Origin of the sequence: Thermoactinomyces sp. CICC 10521, from assembly GCF_016055135.1 — a bacterium.
GTDB classification, from domain to species: domain Bacteria; phylum Bacillota; class Bacilli; order Thermoactinomycetales; family Thermoactinomycetaceae; genus Thermoactinomyces_A; species Thermoactinomyces_A daqus.
In genome coordinates this window covers 20006-41145 of the sequence record NZ_JAECVZ010000019.1, presented here as the reverse complement: position 1 = coordinate 41145, position 21140 = coordinate 20006, and the positions used below count along the sequence as shown (strand labels likewise).

Sequence of the window (21140 nt, the reverse complement as noted above, 5' to 3'; positions counted from 1 at the left end):
GGGAGGTGTTAGAAAAGTGAAGGGGTTCGTCTGTCTGATCCTGCTTATTTTCGCATTTCTAACGCTCTCTGTGAACGTTGGGAATGCTTTTTTATTATGTATGAACTCATATGGGAGGTTTGCAGAATGAGCGGGATCAAAAGCAGTAACTTAGGCTATCCGCGCATTGGGGAAAATCGCGAGTGGAAAAAGGCTCTGGAAGCGTTTTGGGCAGGAAAATTGGAAGAAGCCGATTTTCTTAAACGAATGGAACAGATTCGTCTGTCGCATCTGCAAAAGCAAAAAGATCATGGAATCGATTTGATCCCTGTGGGCGATTTTACGTTTTATGATCATATGTTGGATATGGCTGTCATGTTTGGGCTGGTACCAAAACGGTTTCGCCATGAAGGAGGAGAAGTTCCGCTTCATATTTATTTTTCGATGGCGCGAGGAAATCAGACAGCAGTTGCCTGTGAAATGACAAAATGGTTTAACACGAATTATCACTACATTGTTCCGGAATATGAGGGAGTGCAACCAACCCTGACGGAAAATAAACCTCTTAAAGCTTATCGCGAGGCAAAAGAAAAACTGGGGATTCAAGGGAAGCCGGTGATTGTCGGGCCTTATACGTTTATAAAACTTTCCAAGGGGTACGAACGCGCACAGCTGCCTGCGTTTATCTTGCAGTTGATGCCGTTGTATGTGCAAATCTTGCAGGAATTGGAGCAGGAAGGCGTTGAGTGGATTCAATTTGATGAACCGGTTCTGGTTACATCCATCAGCAAAGAAGAGATGGAAACGGTCGCATACATTTACAGGCAATTGCACGAAGCAGCCCCTCAGCTTTGCATCATGCTGCAAACTTATTTTGATTATGCCGAATGGTATCCGGAGCTGATCGATTTGCCCGTCCAAGGGATTGGGCTGGATTTTGCATACGGTTTGGAGAAGAATCTTGAATATATCAAAATGTATGGTTTTCCTGCTGACAAAGTGCTGGGGGTTGGGCTGGTTGACGGGAGAAATGTTTGGCGTTCGGATTTGCCGAAAAAATCGGAGTTGATCAGGGAAATCACCGGTTATGTTTCCCCGGACCGCATATGGCTGCAACCATCCTGCAGTTTGTTGCATGTTCCTGTCTCCGTCAAACATGAGACTTATTTGGAACCGGAAATAAAAAATGCACTCGCTTTTGCCGATGAAAAACTGGATGAAATCGCCGCTTTGGTCAAAGGGTTTAACCATGGTTTCCACACTGTTTCGGAGAGATTGGACAACAGCCGTGCGGCACTGCGTCAATTGGCTCAATCCCCGGTGAGAAACCGTGCGGAAGTGCATCGGTCTGTCGAAAATCTGCAAACTCATCATCTGCAACGTAACCTCCCGTTTGAGGAGCGGCGAAAGAAGCAACAGGACGTATTGAAACTCCCGCTGTTGCCGACCACGACGATCGGGAGTTTTCCGCAGACTTCAGAAGTGCGGCAAGCCAGGCGAAAGTGGAGAAAGGGAGAGTGGACAGGAGAGCGTTATGATGAATTTATCCGGAAGCAAATCAAAAACTGGATCCATATTCAAGAAGAGATCGGGCTCGATGTTCTGGTTCACGGGGAATTTGAACGGACCGATATGGTGGAGTTTTTTGGTGAGAAGCTGGGAGGGTTTGCCTTTACGCAGAATGGGTGGGTTCAGTCATATGGATCGCGCTGTGTAAGACCACCCATCATTTATGGTGATGTGGAGTTTCTTGAACCCATGAGTGTGAAGGAAAGTGTTTTTGCCCAATCCCTCACGGAAAAACCGGTCAAGGGAATGATTACAGGGCCCGTAACCATCTTGAATTGGTCATTCGTTCGTGATGATCTGCCGAGACAGCAAGTGGCCTGGCAGATTGCTCTGGCATTGAGAAAAGAAGTGGAAGCGTTGGAAGCTTCCGGAATAAAGATGATCCAAGTGGATGAACCAGCCCTCAGGGAGGGATTGCCGCTTAAAAAATCGTCACGGAAGGAGTATTTGGATTGGGCAGTGAAGGCATTTCGCCTAACGACTTCTTCGGTGAAAGACACGACGCAAATCCATACGCATATGTGCTACTGTGAGTTTCATGACTTTATCGACTCCATAAGCCGGTTGGATGCGGATGTGATTTCAATCGAAACATCGCGAAGCCACGGGGAATTGGTATCTGCGTTTACAGATTATGACTATGACAAAGGAATCGGACTGGGAGTATATGATATCCACAGTCCGCGAATTCCGTCCGCTGATGAAATCATTGCCATCATTGAACGCGGCCTGCAAGTTCTGGAACCTGAACTATTCTGGGTTAATCCTGATTGCGGCTTAAAAACCCGTGGAGTTGAGGAAACCGTCGCTTCACTGAAAAATATGGTGAAAGCGACACAGATTGTCCGTAATCGTTTGTCCGAGTGCTGAACAATCTGCAGAACGGGGTAATTTCCGGAACAATGCCGGATTGGGATCAACGGAGAGGTCGGCGCAGTGGGTAATGAATCCAAGGCCATCGAACTGTTTTATGGCCTTGGATTTATTCTTTATAGTGAAAAAATTGTTTTCTTTCGAACAAAAGATGCATCCGCATTCCATTCACGCAAATGAAGGATGGCGGATGATCAAATTGCCAAGCGTTGAAAAAAACCAAAAAACGTCATTTGAAGTCCTTCCAAGTAAAATCCTGAGACAATATACCAACATGTTTTTCTTTGGCTGTCCAATTATCTTTTGTCGCCAATTCGGGTTTGCGGAAACAAGACAGGTTTTTATGATAGCCAAACACACGGCAAATTTCCGGTCTTGCCGAATAAATCCCACATCGGTCCTTTTCCAGGTCATAAAAGATACACGTTCCATAAAACCGCGGTTGTTTCTCCAATGCCAAACGTTGTTTATGTGGCATCGATCTAATTTTCTTTTTTATTATCTTAAGCTCTCGCTCTGTAACAGGAACAGGTCCGCAACATAATCCTCTGCATCCCTTGCATGGTAAGTTTTCCATATGTACCCCCTGTCTCTGTGGATTGCCGGATTGGGTTTCGTCTCGTATCCATCATAACAGGTGGCGTTTTAGTTTGTCAAATAAATTTTAATAATAACATAAAATTAGTTATTTGTCAATATTAAATGGGTGCGTGGAACGCGCTTTATTCGAAAACAAGACGTTGTTTGTGTAAACGCCGGGCAATTTTGGACATGCTCTTCCTTGTACCCCGGTAACCGTCTCCCGCGCTAAGTTTTTCTTGTCTGAATTTCAAAATCCCTTCATCTCCTTCCGGTTCAAAAAATGGATTATCATCATTCGGGAAATGCTGATGCCTCTTCTCGAGCATGATGGATCTCGGTCTGTTCAGCGCGCAGGCTGTAGGTCTGTCTCTTAGGTCAGTTGTTGGAAATTTGATTCAGTAACACGAAATGAATTCTATTTTTGCAGTTTCTTCAAGATTGTTTAATAAAACCGATTTAGAATGGAGGAGATTAAACAAATCAGTGATAGGAGAGGGAAAAGTTGAACAGAAAATTGATCGCATCGGCTGCGCTGTCCTTGTCCCTTCTGTCCGCTTGCGCATTGACCGGTTTTGTTCAGGCCAAAGGATCTGGTGTTCGTCCCGGACATGTCAAGGCGAAGAACGTGATTTTATTCGTGGGAGACGGAATGGGAACCTCTGCCCGGGAAGCAATTAAACTTGCCACCGTTGGAACAAAAGGTGAACTGTCCATGAATGATATGCCTTACATCGGTCAGGTTCACACTTCTTCAGCCAGTGTGGTGACGGATTCGGCCGCTGCCGCAACGGCAATGGCATCCGGGGTAAAAACTTACAATGGGGCCATCGGAGTGGATGTCAATCACCAGCCGGTGGAAACTGTTTTGGAACGGGCGAAAAAGGCAGGCAAATCAACCGGTTTGGTTACAACCAGCCAGATTACCGATGCCACGCCGGCAGCCTTTGGAGCACATGTCTCCGATCGTTCCTTGCAGAGCGAGATCGGCAAACAGTATCTTGAAAACAGCAAAGTCGACGTTCTCCTTGGCGGTGGGGAAGATTATTGGTACCCGGCGGGAAATCCCGGCGCTTATCCTGATCATCCGGCGGAAGGCCAAAGTGAAGCGAGCAAAGGGACAAAGGGAAATCTTGTTGAAGAAGCGAAGCGGCTCGGTTATGACTATGTTACCAATGCAGAGCAATTAAAAAGAGCGGATGGTGACAAACTGCTTGGGCTTTTTGCGAATGAAGAAATGTTCAAACAGCATCCTGAAGGCGATGGCGATCAGTATGCCCCGGTTGTTTCCCTCCCTGAAATGACGAAAAAAGCGATCGATACCTTGTCCAAAAACAAAAAAGGTTTTTTCCTGATGGTCGAAGAGGAAGCGATTGATGAGATGGGGCACCAAAATAACGCGACACAAATGATCAAAGCAGGACAACAGCTGGACAAGTCAGTTGCCCTGGCAAAGGAATATGCCAAAAAACATCCGGATACTTTAGTCATCGTCCTCGCTGATCATGAAACCGGCGGCTTGGCTGTGGAAGAGGCGGACAGCAAAGATGAGTCTGGTGACGAAAAATCCATATCCGGAGAAGACGGGCCTTTCGATGTAGCCCATTCTGACCAGAAGTTTTTTGCTGATTGGACAACCACGGGGCATACGGCTGTTGATGTTCCGTTGACGGCAGCAGGATGTGGTGGCCGGCTGTTTATGGGGGTTTATGAAAACACGCGAATCCATGAAGCCCTGATTCAGGCCATGGGTTTATCAAGAAAAGAATAAGGACATACCCGTGAAAAATGAAGTCGAAGGAGCCGGGCATGGCTCCTTCTTTTTTCCATATTCCTACCGGTAATTTTTCACTTTCAGTTGTTCCAAGCTCTTAAATTGGTACCCCTGCTTTCTGGCATCATCGATGATTTTGCTCAATGCCTCGGCATTGTCCTTAGAGACGGTATGCAGCAGAATCACAGCCCCGGGATGGAGTTGGGACATTACATTCTCATAAGCATATTTCCAGCCTTTTTGCCTTTTGGGATCCCAATCCTTGTAAGCGACGGACCAGAAAACGTTCGTATAGCCAAGTTTGCCGCTGACAGCCAGGGATTGCTCGCTGAAAATCCCCCGGGGCGGTCGGAGGAAATGCATATCTTTCGTACCGGTTATACGGGTGACCTCGTCTTTCACTTGGGTCAGCTCGTTTTTGATCGTGTCGGCCGAAACCCGGGTCAGGTCCGGATGATTCCATGAATGATTGCCAATCACATGTCCTTCTTTAACCATTCGTTTGATCAATTCGGGCTGGTCTTTGACATAATGACCCGTAACAAAAAAGGCCGCAGGAACCTTTTTTTCTTTGAGAATATCGAGGATTTTGCCGGTATATCCATTTTCATATCCGTTATCAAAGGTGAGAAACAGCTCTTTTTTATGAGAATCCCCGAGGAAAATGGCCCCATGCTCTTTCAGGATCTCCATGAATCCTTCCTGGGCGATGGAAGGAAGCTGGCCGTTTTTGCTCTTTTTAAACCCGAAGTGATACGGTTTTGCTTCATGTGCCTTGGCGTCAAGGGGAACAATTAACAGACAGATGATGGCGAATACAAGGCCAAACAATCGCACTTGTTTCATGTTGGTTTTCACTCCTTTCCTTTTGATGGCTCCTGAATTTGGCTAGGGGTAATATCTCTCGCTCAGCGGACAGTTATCCATCCATATATAGGATATGGATGGATGCATAAAAAAACCGGGAGGCCCCGGTTTAAAAATAGCTGTACAGATCCCACTCATAACTGAACGACCGAGCGCGGACGTAGTTTTGGCAATCTCTGGCGCAGTTCGTGCACACCTCGGCGCAGTGGCGGGATTCCGGATCGGAGAATTTCCGACACTCCCTGGCGCATCTTTCGCAGATTGAAGCACAGCGCTCCGCTTCTTGTCTTGCTTCCGGACGATTTCTGATAAGTAACAGGTGTAAATGTCTGCAGGAAAAGGCACAATCCTGCAACAGGCGGATTTGTCTCATTCTCCGGTGCACGTCCTGCCGGTGCCAAAGGGTATGGGCCAGCTGTTCACAGGTTCGTGCACATTGTTCGGCCGTCCGGGCCAATTCGGTACGACGTGGCATCATGATTCCTCCATTTCCTCTGCTGATGTCCCTAATTAAGCTATTCGTCATGAACACAAAAGGATATGGCCGTTTTTCCCATGTTCAGGGATTTATTGCAATGGCCTGCTGTCCGGTTACAGATGAGACAGTCTCTTTTGTGAAGAACCGGGCATACATTGAAGAAAGGATCAGAGGGGTAAAAAGGGGAATATTATGAATAGGAAGCGACGTGGCACTTTTACGGAAGTGCACCATGAAGTGCATCATGAAGTTCATAATGAACGCCATTATGAAGGTGTTGATCCCGGTTGGTTTAAAATAGGAAAACCGTTTCCGGAAATGGGGCCCGCTCCTCCGCAGCACGATCCGGGCAGGATGGTTCTGGTCTATCTGGATCTGGAAGAGGAGCTGCTGGCTGCTGCCGGTCCGGTGGCACATTCCGGATTGATGAAACGGATGATTGTGCTTGGCCGGCTGGCGGGGATTTTTCAGATGCCGGCGTTGATATCTTTGCTGAGGACGGAGAAGGGAAGCAGGAGAGGGGTGCTGGAGCAAAAATTGCACAGCCTCTTTCCGGCAGTGCCGATTCTTCCGAGAACAGAGACCAATGCCTGGGAGCATTGTGATTTTGTTGGGGCAATCAGGCAGACGAAGTGCAAAAGTCTGATTTTGGCCGGGATAGGACTCGATCCGGCCGCCGTCTTTACCGCGCTCACGGCAGTATCACAGGGATACCAGGTGTTTATGGTGATTGGAGAAGAAGAGGAGAAAACGGTTGTGACGGAATCCGTCATTCAGCAGATGATCTTGGCGGGAGTATGTCTGATCAGCTGGAAAACTTTGGCGTTTGTTTTGCAAAGAGATTGGTGTTTGCCCACTTCGTCTTCTGTACTGGACCTTTTTTCGGAATTCGAATGAGTTTTGATATTATTTTTGGAGGAAAGAAAGAAATGGTGTAGAATATAACCATTTCCCGTTTTAAAAAATTACATGGATTTAATGCAAGCACCGTCCAATCCCGGTGCTTTTTACTGTTCTTGGAAGGATGTGAATTGGTTGGACACCCCTTTTAATGAGGAGAAGAAAAAATTGGCAGATGTATTGAAAAAAGTGGAACAGCAACAAAAAACACTGGATGGAATCCCCCGTTATTATGGGAAGGATCCGGTGGAACAAGCGCTGGACGCTCAGCGGCAAAAACAAAGGCAAAATCTGGACATTGCCAAAAAGGAACCTTATTTCGGACGGCTTGATTTTCAGGAGCAGCAAACAAGCCGGGTGGTTCCCATTTATATTGGCAAAGTGGGACTTCAAGACGAGGATACCGGCGATTTGCTGGTGGTTGATTGGCGGGCGCCGGTTTCGAGCATGTTTTATTCTTTTTCCGGACAGAGTGATCGGGCTTATTATGATTCTCCCGATGGACGCATTGAAGGAACAGTCCATTTGAAACGGAATATCGCCATTCGCAATCAGCAGTTGGAGCGGGTCGTCGACAGTTATGTGCGCGGTGCGGAAAATGTGAACGTGACTGATGAATTTTTGCTTTATCGTCTGGAGGAAAATAAAGATCACCGCCTGCGGGACATTGTGTCGACGATTCAGTATGAACAGGATCAGATTATTCGCGCGGAGCGTAACCGGGCCATCATCATTCAGGGTGTACCCGGCAGCGGGAAAACGACGGTCGCGCTTCATCGGCTCGCTTATCTACTCTACCGCTACCAGGAAAAGATCCGCCCGGAGAAAATGATTATATTTGCTCCAAACCAAATGTTTATTGATTATATTTCCGATGTACTGCCGGAACTGGGAGTGGGGGATGTAAAACAAACCACATTTGCCGACTGGGCTTTGGAACAATTGGAAGAGCAAGTGGAGTTGCGAAGTCAGGATGAACGGTTGGAATGGTGGTTTGAGCAGCGAACGGAGGGGACAAAGGGCAGTGAGGTTGCCCGTTTCAAAGGAAGCATCCGTTTTATGCAACTGGTGGAAAAACGACTGGATGAGTATGAGGCGTCCTTTGTGCCAGACCGTCCGTTTGTGGCCTGGGAGAACAAGCATCTGCCGGCTGAAGAAATTCAAAAATGGTTTTATGAGGAATATCGGCATGAGCCGCTGATGAAGCGCAAAGAGCGGGTGATGGCCCGGATCAAACGCTGGTTGGAAACGGAATATAAAGAAATCCGCCATCTTGATCCGCGCAGAGAGATAAAAAAGAAAGCATCCGCCCGGTTGCGCAGCTTTATGAAAACATGGCCGAATCACACTCCCTTGAAATGGTATCAGCAGCTGCTGCGATCTTTGCCGGCGGAATACGGGATGGTGGCCGGGAAAAAGAAAGAAATCGAATGGGAAGACTTGGCCCCGCTCGTGGCAATTAAGCACCGCTTTTTCGGACTGGATGCCAAGGAAGTGTATGATCACATTGTTTTGGATGAGGCGCAAGACGTATCGCCTTATCAACTGGCGATCTTAAAAAAGCACTGCCGGGGAAATTCTTTTACAATTTTGGGCGACTTGTTGCAAAACATTTATTCCTTTCGCGGGATTACAGAGTGGCGTGAATTGGCTGAGGTGTTCGATCAGGATCAGGTTCGGAAATTTGAGCTGAATACAAGTTATCGCTCCACGATGGAGATCATACGCTTTGCCAATCAGATTGTGAGCAAATATGCAGGGGATGTCGCTCTGGCCAAACCTGTTTACCGCAGCGGGGAACCCGTCCGTGTGATTCACGCCGGCAGGGAGGAGAGGCTGGAGAAGCTTTTGCAATTGCTCCGGCAAACGTTTGCCAAAGTTCAATCGCTGGCGATTATCATGCGAACGGAAGAAGAAAGCAGAAAAATATATGAACAATTGTTGGCGAACGGATGGCAGCCCAACCTGATCCTCTCCGGTCAAACTGAGTATCGGGGCGGCCTTTCCATCCTGCCCGTTTATTTGAGCAAAGGGATGGAATTTGATGCGGTGGTGATGATGGACCTTGATGATCAACATTATCCTGATGACGAATTAAACGCAAAGTTGCTGTTTGTCGGGTGTACACGGGCCCTGCATCAGCTTTATTTGCTCTGCAACGATCCTTGTTCGCCGCTCATCGGCCGTTCGTTGGCCGATGCTGTACAGGAAGGGGCAGTTGAAGGCCTTTTGTCTTCAGTTGATTGAACCGTCTATTTTTCCTGGCGGGGTGAGAAAATCATGCAGAGTGGCGGGGCCAAAAAACGGGCTGACGGTTTCTTTCAGTTGGAAATCGTCAGCCCTGTCGATGACGCGCCAAGGTGTTCTTAATACCGATGCGGCGGTCGATAAATATATTGAAGAAACCATTGCAGGGGATTCGGCATCGAACGGGTCGGACCAGTTCCGAGCCCCGGCGGTGAAGGTTGTTGCGGTCTGGCTGGCATGGGGGATGGGTACGATGGCCTGGTCGGGGAAGGTCCTCCCGGTCCGGGTTGCGAAGGTTGCCGTGGCATCATCGGGTATGGCGTTAGCGGCTGAGACGGGGTGGTTGGTTGTCCGGGCTGCATCGGTTGTTGAGGCCGGCTCGGAGGAAACGGAAATGGCTGTTGCTGGAGATGGGCATAGGGGTGGTCAAATTCTCCCCTTTGTTTGTGGTGCATAGTCTTCATTCCTTTCGCACTGACAATTGGGATACAATATATGTATTCGTTATATGTAGTCTTTGGCACAGCCGTATGGATGATTGCCCAGGAAGGAGAAAAGCGGGGGAATATTGCTCACGCATCGCATTTGCATGTTTTGAGGTGGTTCAGCCGGAGGACACCGGGCTGTGCTGCGTTTTTCGGCAGTGATTCCCGGTGAAGAGGCGGATTTCTGAAGAAGGGAATGGGTTTTTTTCCTTGAGGGTGATCTAAAGAAGGCGAAGGAAAGAAACGGAGCGGGCTTGTTTTCTATCCGGGCTTTGGTTACTGCCCGGAATTTTGCCGGCGTATCCCGGATCTTGCGATGGCCGGCTCCAAGAGGGGAGAAGCGGATCGAAGTGGGGAAAAGCGTAAACTTTGATGATATTGTGCAAGCAGCGCAGAATCTGGACGTGATTGCAAACCGGACTCCGGTCATGACTTCCCGTTCATTTAATGAGTGGACGGGGTACGAAGTTTATTTCAAATGCGAACATTTTCAGCGCGGCGGAGCCTTTAAGTTTCGCGGGGCTTACCATGCTGTCAGCGGACTGGACGACGATGACAAAAAAAGGGGCGTTATCGCTTTTTCTTCCGGAAATCACGCCCAGGGGATTGCGCTGGCCGCCAAAATTCTGGGGATTGAGACGGTCATCGTCATGCCTCAGGATACCCCCGGGGTAAAAGTGGAAGCAACCCGGGGCTATGGGGCGGAGATCGTTTTTTATGACCGGTGGAAAGAAGATCGCGAACAGGTTGCCAAGAGGTGGATGGAGCAAAAGAGAATGGTCTTGATTCCCCCTTTTGATCATCCGCGCGTGATCGCCGGGGCAGGGACGGCTGCATTGGAGCTTTTGAGAGAAGTACCGGAATTGGATGGAATCATGACCCCGGTTGGCGGGGGCGGATTAATTTCCGGGACGGCCATTGCCGCGCATGGAGTGAATCCGTCGATTCGCATCGTCGGAGCCGAACCCGCCAAGGCAAATGATGCAGCCTTATCCTTGGCAAAAGGAGAGCGGGTAACCATCGACTCACCCGATACGATCGCGGACGGACTGCGAACCACTTCACTCGGGACATTGACGTTTCCCGTCATCCAAAATCATGTTTCCGAAATCGTCACGGTGACGGAAGAGGAGATTATCGAGGCGATGCGCTATATTTTTACTCGCTTCAAGTGGGTGGTGGAGCCGTCAGGAGCCGTAACGGTGGCCGCCTTGTTGGCAGGGAAAGTTCCCTTTGCATGCGGGCAGAAAATCGGTGTCATCATCAGCGGGGGGAATCTGGACCCCGGCTTGTGGGCGAAAATCAGCGGAAAGTGGGATATATAGCGGAGCCAAAGAGGATGGCGCGGAAAAGAAAGGCCCCGGAAGGCGGCATGTTAATCATGTTCGGGATTCTTCCGGGGTTTTGTCATGGTTTTTTTGAGAGACCAGCCGAACAGCAACAACATTGCGGCCAGACAAACGGCAATCAGCATATAGCGGTGAATGGCCGCCAGCAAAAACAGCCAATCCCGTCCGAGCAACAGGCCCAAAGAAAGAAACAGGGTGATCCAGAAGCCGGCGCCGATGATGGCAAACAGGAGAAAACGGGGGTAGGATAAACGGCTGAAACCGGAAAAGTAAGCGATCACGTGACGCAAACCGGGAATGAAGTAACTGGCGCTGATCGTCCATTTTCCGTACCGTTCAAACCATGTATGTGCCTTTCCCAATCGCTCCGGGGTGATGCCAAACCAACGGCCGAATCTTTTGACTAAGGTCTTGGTTAAAGCCCGGCCGATCCAGTAGCTGAAAGACATCCCCGTTACGCTGCCTGCATAGCTGGTCAGCGCGCTCGGGATCAACGCCAGTTTTTTTTCTGTGACCAAAATGCCGATGAGTGTGAGCAATACTTCATCCGGCACGGGCAGCCCGATCAACCCGAACATAAAGAGGCTGAAGATGCCGATATATTTGTAATGCAGGAGCAAGTGAATAAGTGCTTTGTGTTCCAAAGGAATCCCTTCTGTCAGGTGGTTTGTCAACTGATTTGAGGCAATGTTACAGAAGCAACATGCTGGCAATCGGATTTGATACTCCTCCCCTTTATTTTTTCCTTTTTTTCTTGCTGTGAAAACAGCAGATATAATGATCAAATTCAAGTGCGTTGATTATTGACATAGACCACTTCAGCGGAGACAAAGGCCGCTCGCTTTCATGAATACCTCCATCACATGCTTGCATTAAATCATTTACAGATGAGAATTTATCTCATATAATGTAAATGAATTGATAATGATTATCATTATTTTACTGGGGTGAGAACCATTTTACTCACGGAAATCAAACAGGGAGATCGTGTACGGATTATCGATACAGCGAATGTAAATCCGATTGTGCAACAGCGTTTGGTCGATTTGGACATTATGGAAGGCTCCGTTGTTTCGGTTAAACGGATTTTGCCGTTTCGGGGGCCGATCGCAATCGAGATCGATGGTCAATGCATTGGCATCCGGCGTCAGGAAGCTCTGGGCATTCAAGTGGAACGCATATGATCAACATTGCGTTGGCCGGTAACCCAAATACGGGGAAAACGTCCCTGTTTAATATCCTGACCGGTTCATACGAATATATCGGCAACTGGGCCGGAGTGACCGTCGAAAAGAAAGTGGGTACCCTGAAAAACAAGCAAGGCACCTTAATCGACCTTCCCGGAATTTATTCGCTCAATCCTGTATCACGCGATGAGAGCGTGGCGACGCACTTTTTGCTACATGATGAATTTTCCTTGATATTAAATATTGTCGATGCTTCACAGTTAAAACGAAATTTGTATTTAACCATCCAATTGCTGGAGTATGGAAAACCGGTTTTGATCGGGCTTAATATGATCGATGTGGCCCAAAAACGGGGGAGCCTGATTGAGGCGGAGCGTTTGGGAGAACAGCTCGGCTGTCAGGTGGTTCCCATTGTCGCCCGCACCGGCAAAGGTTGCGCCGAATTGGCCGGCCGATTGTCGGAAAGTGCCAAAGAAAACAAAGAGCCTTTGCATCTGGATTACGGTTTGCCTTTGGAACGAGCCATGCGCGAGTTGTGTTCAAAGATTCCGGACGGGCTGTCATTGCCTTCAAAGCGCTGGCTTGCCCTGCAATTTTTTGAAGGCAACCAGACGGTGAAAGGGCTGTTAACCAAATACATTTCCGAAGAAGACTTGAAGCGTTTGTTTGAACAGGCAGAACGTGAGGTGTGCGCCGAAGCGTCTGTAAAATCGCTTCAGCAGCATATACACCGGGTGCGCAGCCGCTTTATCCAATCCGTTTTGGAAAGCTGTGTGACCCGGGCCAAGGAAGTTGGCGTCACCTTCACTGATCGCCTTGATCAGATTGTGACGAACCGCTTTCTGGGCATTCCTGTTTTCTTGCTGTTTATGTACTTGATGTTTAAGCTTACTTTTGATTGGCTCGGCACACCATTGTCCGACTTGCTTGATGAATGGATCAATGGTCCGCTCGCTGACACCCTGACGCAGTTATTGACACAAATCGGGGCGTCGGAATTTATGAAGGCTGTCGTGATTCAGGGAATTGTGGCCGGAGTCGGCGGCGTTCTCGTCTTTGTTCCGCAAATTTTTATCCTGTTTTTGCTCATTTCCTTTATTGAGGATTCAGGATATATGGCGCGTGTGACGATGGTGATGGACAAATTGATGGAAGCGGTGGGCCTCAACGGCAAAGCTTTTATTCCGATGATTATCGGCTTCGGCTGTAATGTGCCGGGAGTGATGGCCGCCCGCACCATCGAGCAGCCAAAAGAGCGGTTGCTGACCATCATCCTGACCCCTTTGATGTCCTGTTCAGCACGGTTGACGGTTTACAGTCTGTTTGTGGGAACTTTTTTTAAAGAACATCAGGCGCTGATCGTCCTGTCCCTCTATGTGTTGGGGGTGGTTGTGGCTTTGATTTTGGCCAAACTGTTCTCAACCGGCCTGATGGATGACGGAGAATCGATTTTTGTCGTGGAGTTGCCGCCCTATCGGGTTCCGCAGTGGCTCACGTTAATGCGGAGCACCTGGGAAAAGGGAAAAGGTTTTATGAGAAAAGCGGGGACGTTTATCTTTGGGGGTTCCGTTGCCATCTGGCTGTTGGGGTATGCGGGACCCGGTGGGTTCGGAGTCGAGATGAACCAGAGCTTTTTGGCCAAAATCGGAGGAATCCTCGCTCCGCTTTTGGCCCCGCTCGGATTTGGCAATTGGCAGGCGGGAGCATCCTTGCTTACCGGTTTCCTGGCCAAAGAGGTCGTTGTGTCGACCATGAACATCATTTACGCGACTTCGGGTGATGCCGGCCTGGGGCAAATCATTTCGCACTTTTTCACCCCGCTGCAGGCATACAGCTTTATGGCCTTTATCCTCCTCTATATTCCGTGTCTGGCGACTGTGGCCGTCATCAAAAAGGAAACCGGATCGGCGAAATGGACCTGGTTCTCCGTCGGATATGCGCTGGCGGTCGCCTACGTGATCTCGCTGATCATTTATCAGGGGGGCAAATGGTTGGGATTTCAATGAAAAGGGGGAGAGAGGATGCTGGTGGACATTTTGCTCGGTCTCATCATTTTCGGTTATGCCGCCTTCACTTTGTTCCGTTTTGTCAAAAGGAGCAAGCTGGGGAAATGTCAGGCCTGTTCGATGAAAAAATCATGCTCCAGTCCGTGTGCCGACCTTAAAACCGACCCATCAAAACTGACATAAGGACAAGGCAAAAGAACAGCTTTGAGAGTTTCGCCTCTCCGGCTGTTCTTTTTTTCGGGTTGTTCGGACCGGGCCGCGCGATCTCTTTGTTCCCGGCTTTTCTGATATTGATCATGGTATCTCCGCATCATTTCATAAGACCCCAAAAGGCGATGGCCAGGATAAACCGGTAAATGGAGAAAGGCGTCAATTTCAGCCGGCTGATCAGTCGAAGGAAAAACCGGATCGAAATCAGGGCAAAGACAAACGCAGTGACAAACCCGGCTATAAAGAGAGGAAGGTCGCTGGCGTGAAGAAGCTCCCAGTTATCCAGAAGGTCTTTTACGGTAGCGGCCACCATCATCGGAACAGCCAGGATAAAGGTGAATTCCGATGCCGTCTGATGATTCATTCCCGCCAGCAATCCACCTGAAATGGTCGAACCGGAACGCGAGAAACCGGGCCACAGAGCAAGGCATTGAAACAAGCCGACAATAAACGCCTGGCTGTAGGTTACCTGATCCAAGTTTGCAGCAGAGGGGGGCGCTTTGCGAAATGCCTCAGCTAGGATCATCAGAATCCCGCCGAGGATTAAAGCCCAGATCACCGTTTGCGCTGTAAACAGCTTCTCTTTTATGTAGTTGTGAAACAAGAGTCCGAGGAGACAGGCCGGAAACATTCCGAGGAGGATATGAACGGGATTCAAGTGCGCGCTTTTTTCCTGCCCGGGGGTGCGATAGAGCCCAACCAGGCTCAGCAGGCGTTTCCAAAAAAAGACAACGACAGCCGAGATCGAACCGAGTTGGATCACCACCTCAAACGTCGTAGCCCGGACGGTTCCTTCAAATCCCAGCAGATGACCGGCGAGTATCATGTGTCCGGTGGAGGAGACAGGGGCGAATTCCGTCAAGCCTTCCACCATGCCCAAAATCGATCCGATTAAAATATCCATTAATTTTCACTCCGCCTTTCTCGGGATGAATAAATCAGGTTGCAGCTGATCACAGGATTTTAACCTGACGGAAAAAGTAAATGTCCACATGTATGGTATGCCCTCTTTGGATGATTACGGTTATGGTTTTTTACCCGGATGATCAGGGGGATCATCCATTAAAATGGAAATTTCTGTTTTCCATTATTCTTTCAAATAATTTTTTGATGTGGTTGGTGAAAAAGCTGTTAAAATGGATTTATTCCAAAAGGCAAAAGCGGAAAGGAGGCTTTTCTTTGCGTAAGAGTATTTTGTTTACCGGCGGCGGGACTGCAGGGCATGTCACCGTCAATCTGGCGTTGATTCCGCACTTTTTGCGGGAAGGTTGGGAAGTGGAATACATAGGATCTGAAAACGGGATTGAAAAGCAGTTGATCGCCGGGCTGGATCAGGTCCGGTACCATGCGATTTCCACCGGTAAGCTGCGCCGTTACTTTGACTGGAACAATTTTAAAGATCCGTTTCGCGTCTTAAAAGGGATTTTTCAGGCTTACCGGCTGATCAGACGGCAAAAGCCCGGGCTTATTTTCTCCAAGGGAGGATTTGTTTCCGTCCCTGTTGTAATCGGCGGTTGGTTGAATCGGGTTCCGGTGATCATCCATGAATCCGATTTAACTCCGGGTCTGGCCAACAAATTGGCGACCCCGTTTGCCTCGAAGGTGATTACGACCTTTCCGGAAACGACCCGCTATTTCAAGTCGGATCGCGCCGAATATGTGGGAGCCGTGATCCGTGAAGAGCTGAAACAAGGAGATCGCGAACAGGGATTGGCGATCTGCCGGTTTTCGCCGAATAAACCCGTTTTGCTTATCATGGGAGGAAGTCTTGGTGCCAAGCGGATTAATGAAGCGGTAAGGGAAAATCTGGTTTCACTGCTGGAACAATTTCAAATTGTCCATATTTGCGGTAAAGGGCAAATTGACAGTTCGCTGCAATTTGAGGGTTATAAGCAGTTTGAGTACGTTTCTGACGAATTGCCGCATCTCATGAATATGGCCGATCTGGTCATTTCCCGCGCCGGTTCCAATTCGATCTTTGAATTTTTGGCCCTGAGAAAACCGATGCTCTTGATTCCGCTTTCAAAAGCAGCGAGCCGCGGGGATCAGATCCTGAACGCAGAGTCATTTAAAAAGATGGGATATTGCGACGTGCTGCAGGAAGAAGAAATGACGGCGGAAACTTTTTTAAATGCAGTATTTCGCCTGTTTGACCGGAGGGCGGAAGTGGTTGCGCAAATGGAAAAAAATGAGGGTGAAGATCCGCGCGACAAAGTGATCCGGATGATTGAGGAACTGGCAAAGGCTTAAGAGCGCCGTGTTCCGGCAACAGGACAAACCGACACTTCTTGGTCAAACCAGTGAGCACCTGCCTCCTTTCCGGGGAGAACAGGTGCTTTTGCATGCAAAAAAAAGAGGACGACTGGCGTCCTCAAAACCGGGGAACATCGTTTCCGTTTGAGATAGCTTGGACAAGGAGTGCAAATGGAAGGATGCTATCTCTCCTCTATTATAAGAAAAAGGAAGGAAAGTTGAAATAAAGATAACAAAGGAATTTATGGAAAATAAATGAAGAAAGATGCGCCGTTGGTCAAAATATTGGAAAACATTGAGACCCGGCGTTATTGTTTAATTTTTTATTAGAAGGCCTCCCTCTCGTACATACTAAGGAGAGATGAGAGGAAAGGATGATTTTCCATGACCAACCAACCGAATGAGGAAAAAGAAAAAACCGAGGCGAGGCCCTCCGAAGAGGAGTTAAAGAAGAAGAATGAAACGGTTCATGCCTTGCAACAGTTAGGGCAAATTAATGTGCCCCAGTTGGAAACCAATGTCTTTTGTCTAAATATTATCGGCCAGATCGAGGGGCATTTAGTGATGCCGCCGCAGAACAAAACAACAAAATATGAACACGTGATTCCCCAGATTATCGCGGTGGAACAAAATCCCAAAATCGAAGGGATGATCGTCGTCCTTAATACGGTCGGCGGAGATGTCGAGGCAGGACTGGCCATTGCGGAGATGATCGCCACGATGAGCAAGCCGACGGTTTCAGTCGTTCTCGGGGGAGGGCACAGCATCGGGGTGCCGATCGCTGTCGCTGCCGACACTTCCTTTATCGCCGAAACGGCAACCATGACCATCCATCCCGTACGCTTGACCGGTTTGGTGATCGGTGTGCCACAAACATTTGAATATCTGGAAAAAATGCAGGATCGGGTTGTCCGGTTTGTGGCGGAACACTCCGATATCTCGGAAGAAAAATTTCGCGAATTGATGTTCCGGACGGGGGAATTGGCGCGGGACATCGGAACGAACGTGATCGGCCGGGATGCCGTCGAGTATGGATTGATCGACAAGGTCGGGGGCATCTCTGATGCACTGGCCGAATTGAACACGAGAATTGAAGCCCGAAAAAAGGGAGCGTTGCTGCAATGATTTATTATTCTGCCTTTCCGTTGGACCTCGCTTATTATGATCCGTCGCAAATAAAACTGGAAGAGATGACTGTGGATGGAATAACCATGCTGGTGAACAAGCAAAATGAAGGAGAGGCGACGCTGGTTCGCCTGATCAGTCCCGATCCGGCTCATTACCTGGATCCGCGCTACCAACCGGGCATGAAGATTACCAACCAGCCACGGGTTTAATTTGTGAAAAACACCTCAGGAACTCTTAATTCGTTAAGGGTTCTTTTTTTCTTTTTGGGTAATGTTGCCGGAGTTCTCCTTGCGATGACAGAGATGAAATGACATGGGAAAATAATTTAATTATTCTATATAATATATTATATACGATATACGTTGGCTGGACTGAAACAAGGGGAAAAGGAGGATGATGCGATCGGTTGTTTTTACGGAGTCCGAACGGAACGGCGGCGAAGGAACTGGAGCATCATTTGCACCATCAGAGACAATCGTATGTTGAATTGTATCAAAGGGAAAATTGAAATCCCGGCGCTGTCATCTTGTCATACAGGGGAGAGGCTGTGACCGTGAATAAACGCGATATAACCCAAACAGACCGAAACCGTCTGATTGAACGGCTGGGAGAAAACAAAGTGATGTTACCGGCTGATGATGCCGGTGGCGATTTGGTCGTTTTTGCCGAATCGGAGGAAGATGCAGTTGAAGTGATCCGCTGGGCCGGCGAGGCGCGAGCAGTAATCAACCCTCAAGGTCTGGGGGCGCGCGCAAGTTATGGCCATCCTGACCGGAGAGAGGCGGTGGTTACCTTGTCGCTGGCCAGATACAATCAGATTGCGGAATATTCCGCCGGAGACTTGATGGTGACAGTGCAAGCGGGTATTCCGCTGAGCAGGATCCAGTCGGTCTTGCGGGAAAAAGGGCAAATGTTGCCGCTCGATCCGGGATGGCCGGAGTTGAGTACGGCGGGCGGAATAGTCGCTGCCGCCCTGACCGGCCCCAAACGGTTGAAGTATGGAACGCCGCGTGACTGGGTGACCGGACTTAAAGTGATTCTGGCTGATGGCGAGATCATTTCGACTGGTGGAAAAGTCGTCAAGAATGTCGCCGGATATGACATGAACAAGCTGTTTGTCGGATCGCTCGGAACTCTGGGCGTGATTAGTGAATGCACATTTAAATTGCGTCCCTTGCCGCCGGAGGAAACAGTGATCATCCTGGAAAACGGGGATCTTCCTTCCCTGAAGCGGTTCAGCCGGCGCCTGCTGGATTCGTCACTGGAACCTTCTGCGGCCGAATTGGTGAATGATTCGGTGCTGACATCGCTTCTTCCCGGTGAGCATGATTCGTTTGGCTTGATGATCGGATTTGAAGATGAGAGCAAGGCGGTTGCCAAGGAGCAAAACCAGGTGGTGAACTGGGCAAAGGAAGAAGGGATAACGATCCGGGAGATTTTGCGAAATGAATGGGCGGCTGCACTATGGCGTTCATTGGGAGAACTTCTGCCACATGCCAGGGATGCGCAAAGTGCGGAAAAAGTTGCCTTGAAAATCAGCACGCTGCCTGATCAGGCGGACTCGGTAGTTGAACTGGTGCATCGTCTGGCGGAAGAAGCGGGCATAGAAGCGTTGGTTCACGGGGGACCGGGCACCGGGATCACCCTGGCTGTCCTCCGGCCAGACGAGAATCAATGGGCCTGTGCCAAAGAACTGATTGAAAAGGTGCGGCAGCGGATTGAAGAAGGGTTTGGTTATGTGGTGATGCTGCATGCCCCTTCCTTTTTGAAAGAGAAGATCCCCGTTTGGGGCAAAATGCCGTCCGGACTGTTTTTGATGCAAAAGATCAAATCCAGTTTGGACCCGGAAGGGCGTTTTAATCCGGGTCGATGGGCAGGAGGGATCAATCGTGCCTGATCCGATCAAGAAAACAAAACCGCTGACAGGATATCCGTTTGCTGATCCGCCCGATCCGGAGAAATGGTCAAAATGCATCCATTGCGGCATGTGTTTGGACGCGTGCCCCACTTATCAGGAAGAGAAACTGGAGCCCCATTCTCCGCGAGGGCGCGTTCATTTGATCAAAGCAGCGGGCGAAGGGCGGATTTCCTTAAACCAGGGCTTGTTTGATCCGGTTTTTCAGTGCCTGGATTGCCGGGCTTGCGAAACGGCCTGTCCCTCGGGGGTGGAGGTCGGTGCCTTGATCGAAGAGGCGCGCGGTCAGCTTTATCAGGCCATGCCTCCACGGGGAGTAAAGGGACGGATCAACCGGTTGTTTTTGCGGCATTTTTTTCCCAATCCCGGCCGCTTGCATGCGCTGGGCCGTCTGCTCCGGTTTTACCAGCAATCAGGTCTTCAGTCTTTAGTCAGAAAAACGGGGATTCTCCGGTTGTTACCCGAGCACATCCGGAAGATGGAGGCGGTTCTGCCGCCGGTTCCGAAGCGATTTTCCCGGCAGACCCTGGCGGAAGTGACCCCGGCGCTTGGCGAAAAGCGCGGGCGTGTGGCTTTCTTGGCCGGGTGTGTGATGGATGTTTTATACGCGGGAATCAATGAAGCAACAGTCCGGGTTTTAAGCCGCAACGGTTTGGAAGTGGCGGTGCCGCGGGGGCAGGTTTGCTGCGGGGCCCTGCAAATACATGCAGGGGATCGGGAGACCGCAAAAAAAATGGCGAAACAAAATATTAATTCGTTTTTGCGGGCGGATGTGGATACCATCATTGTCAATGCGGCTGGTTGCGGGGCGGCGATGAAAGAATACGACCAACTCCTCAGAAACGATCCCGATTACCATGAAAAGGCGCAGGAGTTTGTAAAAAAGGTGCGGGACATTTCCGCTTTTTTGTGCGAGATCGGTCTGAGACCGCCGTCCGGCAGGGTGGAAGGGGTCGTTACCTATCACGATGCCTGTCATTTGGCCCATGCACAAAAAGTGCGAAACGAGCCGCGGCAGCTGCTTAAACAAATTCCGGGGCTGACTTTGATTGAGATGCCCCAAGCCGACCGTTGCTGTGGGAGTGCGGGGATTTATAACCTGGTTTACCCTGATATGGCCGGGCGCCTTCTGGAACGTAAAATGGATGACGTTCCACCGGACGTGGACTGGATTGCCATGGGAAATCCCGGTTGCATGCTGCAAATATCGATGGGCGTTCATCAGCGCCGCGGACGGGAACGGGTCGTGCATACGGTTGAATTGCTGGACGAAGCTTATCGCTGCGGGGAAGGGGATGAGCAGGAGACGGCCGGCAGACAGGATGGCGGTGAACATCAGGA

At 49.4% G+C, this 21140-nt stretch carries 18 protein-coding genes and 1 pseudogene; 14 read left to right on the top strand and 5 right to left on the bottom strand.

The window, feature by feature from the left end:
• The first annotated feature begins 126 nt into the window (after positions 1-126).
• Positions 127-2418: a 5-methyltetrahydropteroyltriglutamate--homocysteine S-methyltransferase gene (gene metE, locus I8U17_RS12875; protein ID WP_198059510.1), complete on the top strand. Its 2292-nt coding sequence runs from the start codon at positions 127-129 to the stop codon at positions 2416-2418.
• A 232-nt stretch (positions 2419-2650) separates the two neighbouring features.
• On the opposite strand, the gene I8U17_RS12870 is transcribed toward metE, so the two are convergent.
• The gene (locus tag I8U17_RS12870; protein ID WP_033099636.1) at positions 2651-2998 is read right to left on the bottom strand and encodes a YkgJ family cysteine cluster protein; all 348 of its coding nucleotides are present in this window, start codon (positions 2996-2998) and stop codon (positions 2651-2653) included.
• Positions 2999-3505: 507 nt separating this feature from the next.
• On the opposite strand from I8U17_RS12870, the gene I8U17_RS12865 reads away from it, so the two are divergent.
• Positions 3506-4771 (top strand): alkaline phosphatase, encoded by a 1266-nt coding sequence (locus I8U17_RS12865; protein WP_198059509.1) that lies wholly within the window; start codon positions 3506-3508, stop codon positions 4769-4771.
• 63 nt (positions 4772-4834) lie between these two features.
• On the opposite strand, the gene pdaA is transcribed toward I8U17_RS12865, so the two are convergent.
• Both pdaA and I8U17_RS12855 read right to left on the bottom strand, forming a co-directional pair.
• Positions 4835-5620: a delta-lactam-biosynthetic de-N-acetylase gene (pdaA, locus tag I8U17_RS12860; RefSeq protein WP_198059508.1), complete on the bottom strand. Its 786-nt coding sequence runs from the start codon at positions 5618-5620 to the stop codon at positions 4835-4837.
• Between the two features lie 130 nt (positions 5621-5750).
• Positions 5751-6116, bottom strand: a complete 366-nt coding sequence (locus I8U17_RS12855; protein WP_198059507.1) for a four-helix bundle copper-binding protein — start codon at positions 6114-6116, stop codon at positions 5751-5753.
• 195 nt (positions 6117-6311) lie between these two features.
• Between I8U17_RS12855 and I8U17_RS12850 the strand changes: the two genes are divergently transcribed.
• The 4 genes from I8U17_RS12850 (at position 6312) to I8U17_RS12835 (ending at position 11076) form a co-directional block, all read left to right on the top strand.
• Positions 6312-7016, top strand: coding sequence for a cysteine hydrolase family protein (locus I8U17_RS12850; protein ID WP_198059506.1), 705 nt, complete (start codon positions 6312-6314; stop codon positions 7014-7016).
• Positions 7017-7154: 138 nt separating this feature from the next.
• On the top strand, positions 7155-9266 hold the full coding sequence (locus tag I8U17_RS12845; protein ID WP_198059505.1) for a HelD family protein: 2112 nt from the start codon (positions 7155-7157) through the stop codon (positions 9264-9266).
• A complete protein-coding gene (locus I8U17_RS12840) occupies positions 9238-9723 on the top strand; it encodes a hypothetical protein (protein WP_198059504.1) in 486 nt (161 codons plus the stop codon). Before I8U17_RS12845 ends, I8U17_RS12840 begins: the two co-directional genes overlap by 29 nt.
• Before the next feature lie 378 nt (positions 9724-10101).
• Positions 10102-11076: a pyridoxal-phosphate dependent enzyme gene (locus I8U17_RS12835; RefSeq protein WP_198059503.1), complete on the top strand. Its 975-nt coding sequence runs from the start codon at positions 10102-10104 to the stop codon at positions 11074-11076.
• A 50-nt stretch (positions 11077-11126) separates the two neighbouring features.
• On the opposite strand, the gene I8U17_RS12830 is transcribed toward I8U17_RS12835, so the two are convergent.
• Entirely contained in the window at positions 11127-11744 is a 618-nt protein-coding gene (locus tag I8U17_RS12830; protein WP_152568464.1) for a DedA family protein, read from the bottom strand.
• A 303-nt stretch (positions 11745-12047) separates the two neighbouring features.
• Here I8U17_RS12830 and I8U17_RS12825 point away from each other — a divergent pair, with 303 nt between their 5' ends.
• Genes I8U17_RS12825 through I8U17_RS12815 form a run of 3 tightly spaced genes read left to right on the top strand, consistent with a single transcriptional unit; the run spans position 12048 to position 14476 of the window.
• The gene (locus I8U17_RS12825; RefSeq protein WP_235281589.1) at positions 12048-12284 is read left to right on the top strand and encodes a FeoA family protein; all 237 of its coding nucleotides are present in this window, start codon (positions 12048-12050) and stop codon (positions 12282-12284) included.
• Positions 12281-14293, top strand: coding sequence for a ferrous iron transport protein B (gene feoB / locus I8U17_RS12820; RefSeq protein WP_198055750.1), 2013 nt, complete (start codon positions 12281-12283; stop codon positions 14291-14293). The genes I8U17_RS12825 and feoB overlap by 4 nt, the downstream gene beginning before the upstream one ends.
• Before the next feature lie 15 nt (positions 14294-14308).
• Complete coding sequence (locus I8U17_RS12815; protein ID WP_081943679.1) at positions 14309-14476, top strand: FeoB-associated Cys-rich membrane protein; 168 nt, start codon at positions 14309-14311, stop codon at positions 14474-14476.
• Between the two features lie 127 nt (positions 14477-14603).
• On the opposite strand, the gene bacA is transcribed toward I8U17_RS12815, so the two are convergent.
• Entirely contained in the window at positions 14604-15407 is an 804-nt protein-coding gene (gene bacA, locus I8U17_RS12810) for an undecaprenyl-diphosphate phosphatase (protein WP_033099645.1), read from the bottom strand.
• A gap of 275 nt (positions 15408-15682) precedes the next feature.
• On the opposite strand from bacA, the gene I8U17_RS12805 reads away from it, so the two are divergent.
• From I8U17_RS12805 to I8U17_RS18375, 5 genes and pseudogenes are all read left to right on the top strand, one after another.
• A complete protein-coding gene (locus tag I8U17_RS12805; protein ID WP_232331084.1) occupies positions 15683-16753 on the top strand; it encodes an undecaprenyldiphospho-muramoylpentapeptide beta-N-acetylglucosaminyltransferase in 1071 nt (356 codons plus the stop codon).
• Between the two features lie 387 nt (positions 16754-17140).
• Positions 17141-17881 (top strand): ClpP family protease, encoded by a 741-nt coding sequence (locus tag I8U17_RS12800; RefSeq protein ID WP_033099646.1) that lies wholly within the window; start codon positions 17141-17143, stop codon positions 17879-17881.
• On the top strand, positions 17878-18093 hold the full coding sequence (locus I8U17_RS12795; protein WP_033099647.1) for a YlzJ-like family protein: 216 nt from the start codon (positions 17878-17880) through the stop codon (positions 18091-18093). Before I8U17_RS12800 ends, I8U17_RS12795 begins: the two co-directional genes overlap by 4 nt.
• 344 nt (positions 18094-18437) lie before the next feature.
• Positions 18438-19781, top strand: a complete 1344-nt coding sequence (locus I8U17_RS12790; protein WP_198059502.1) for an FAD-binding oxidoreductase — start codon at positions 18438-18440, stop codon at positions 19779-19781.
• A pseudogene (locus I8U17_RS18375) lies at positions 19771-21099 on the top strand ((Fe-S)-binding protein); the annotation flags it as partial. The gene I8U17_RS12790 and the pseudogene I8U17_RS18375, both read left to right, overlap by 11 nt.
• Positions 21100-21140 lie beyond the last annotated feature (41 nt).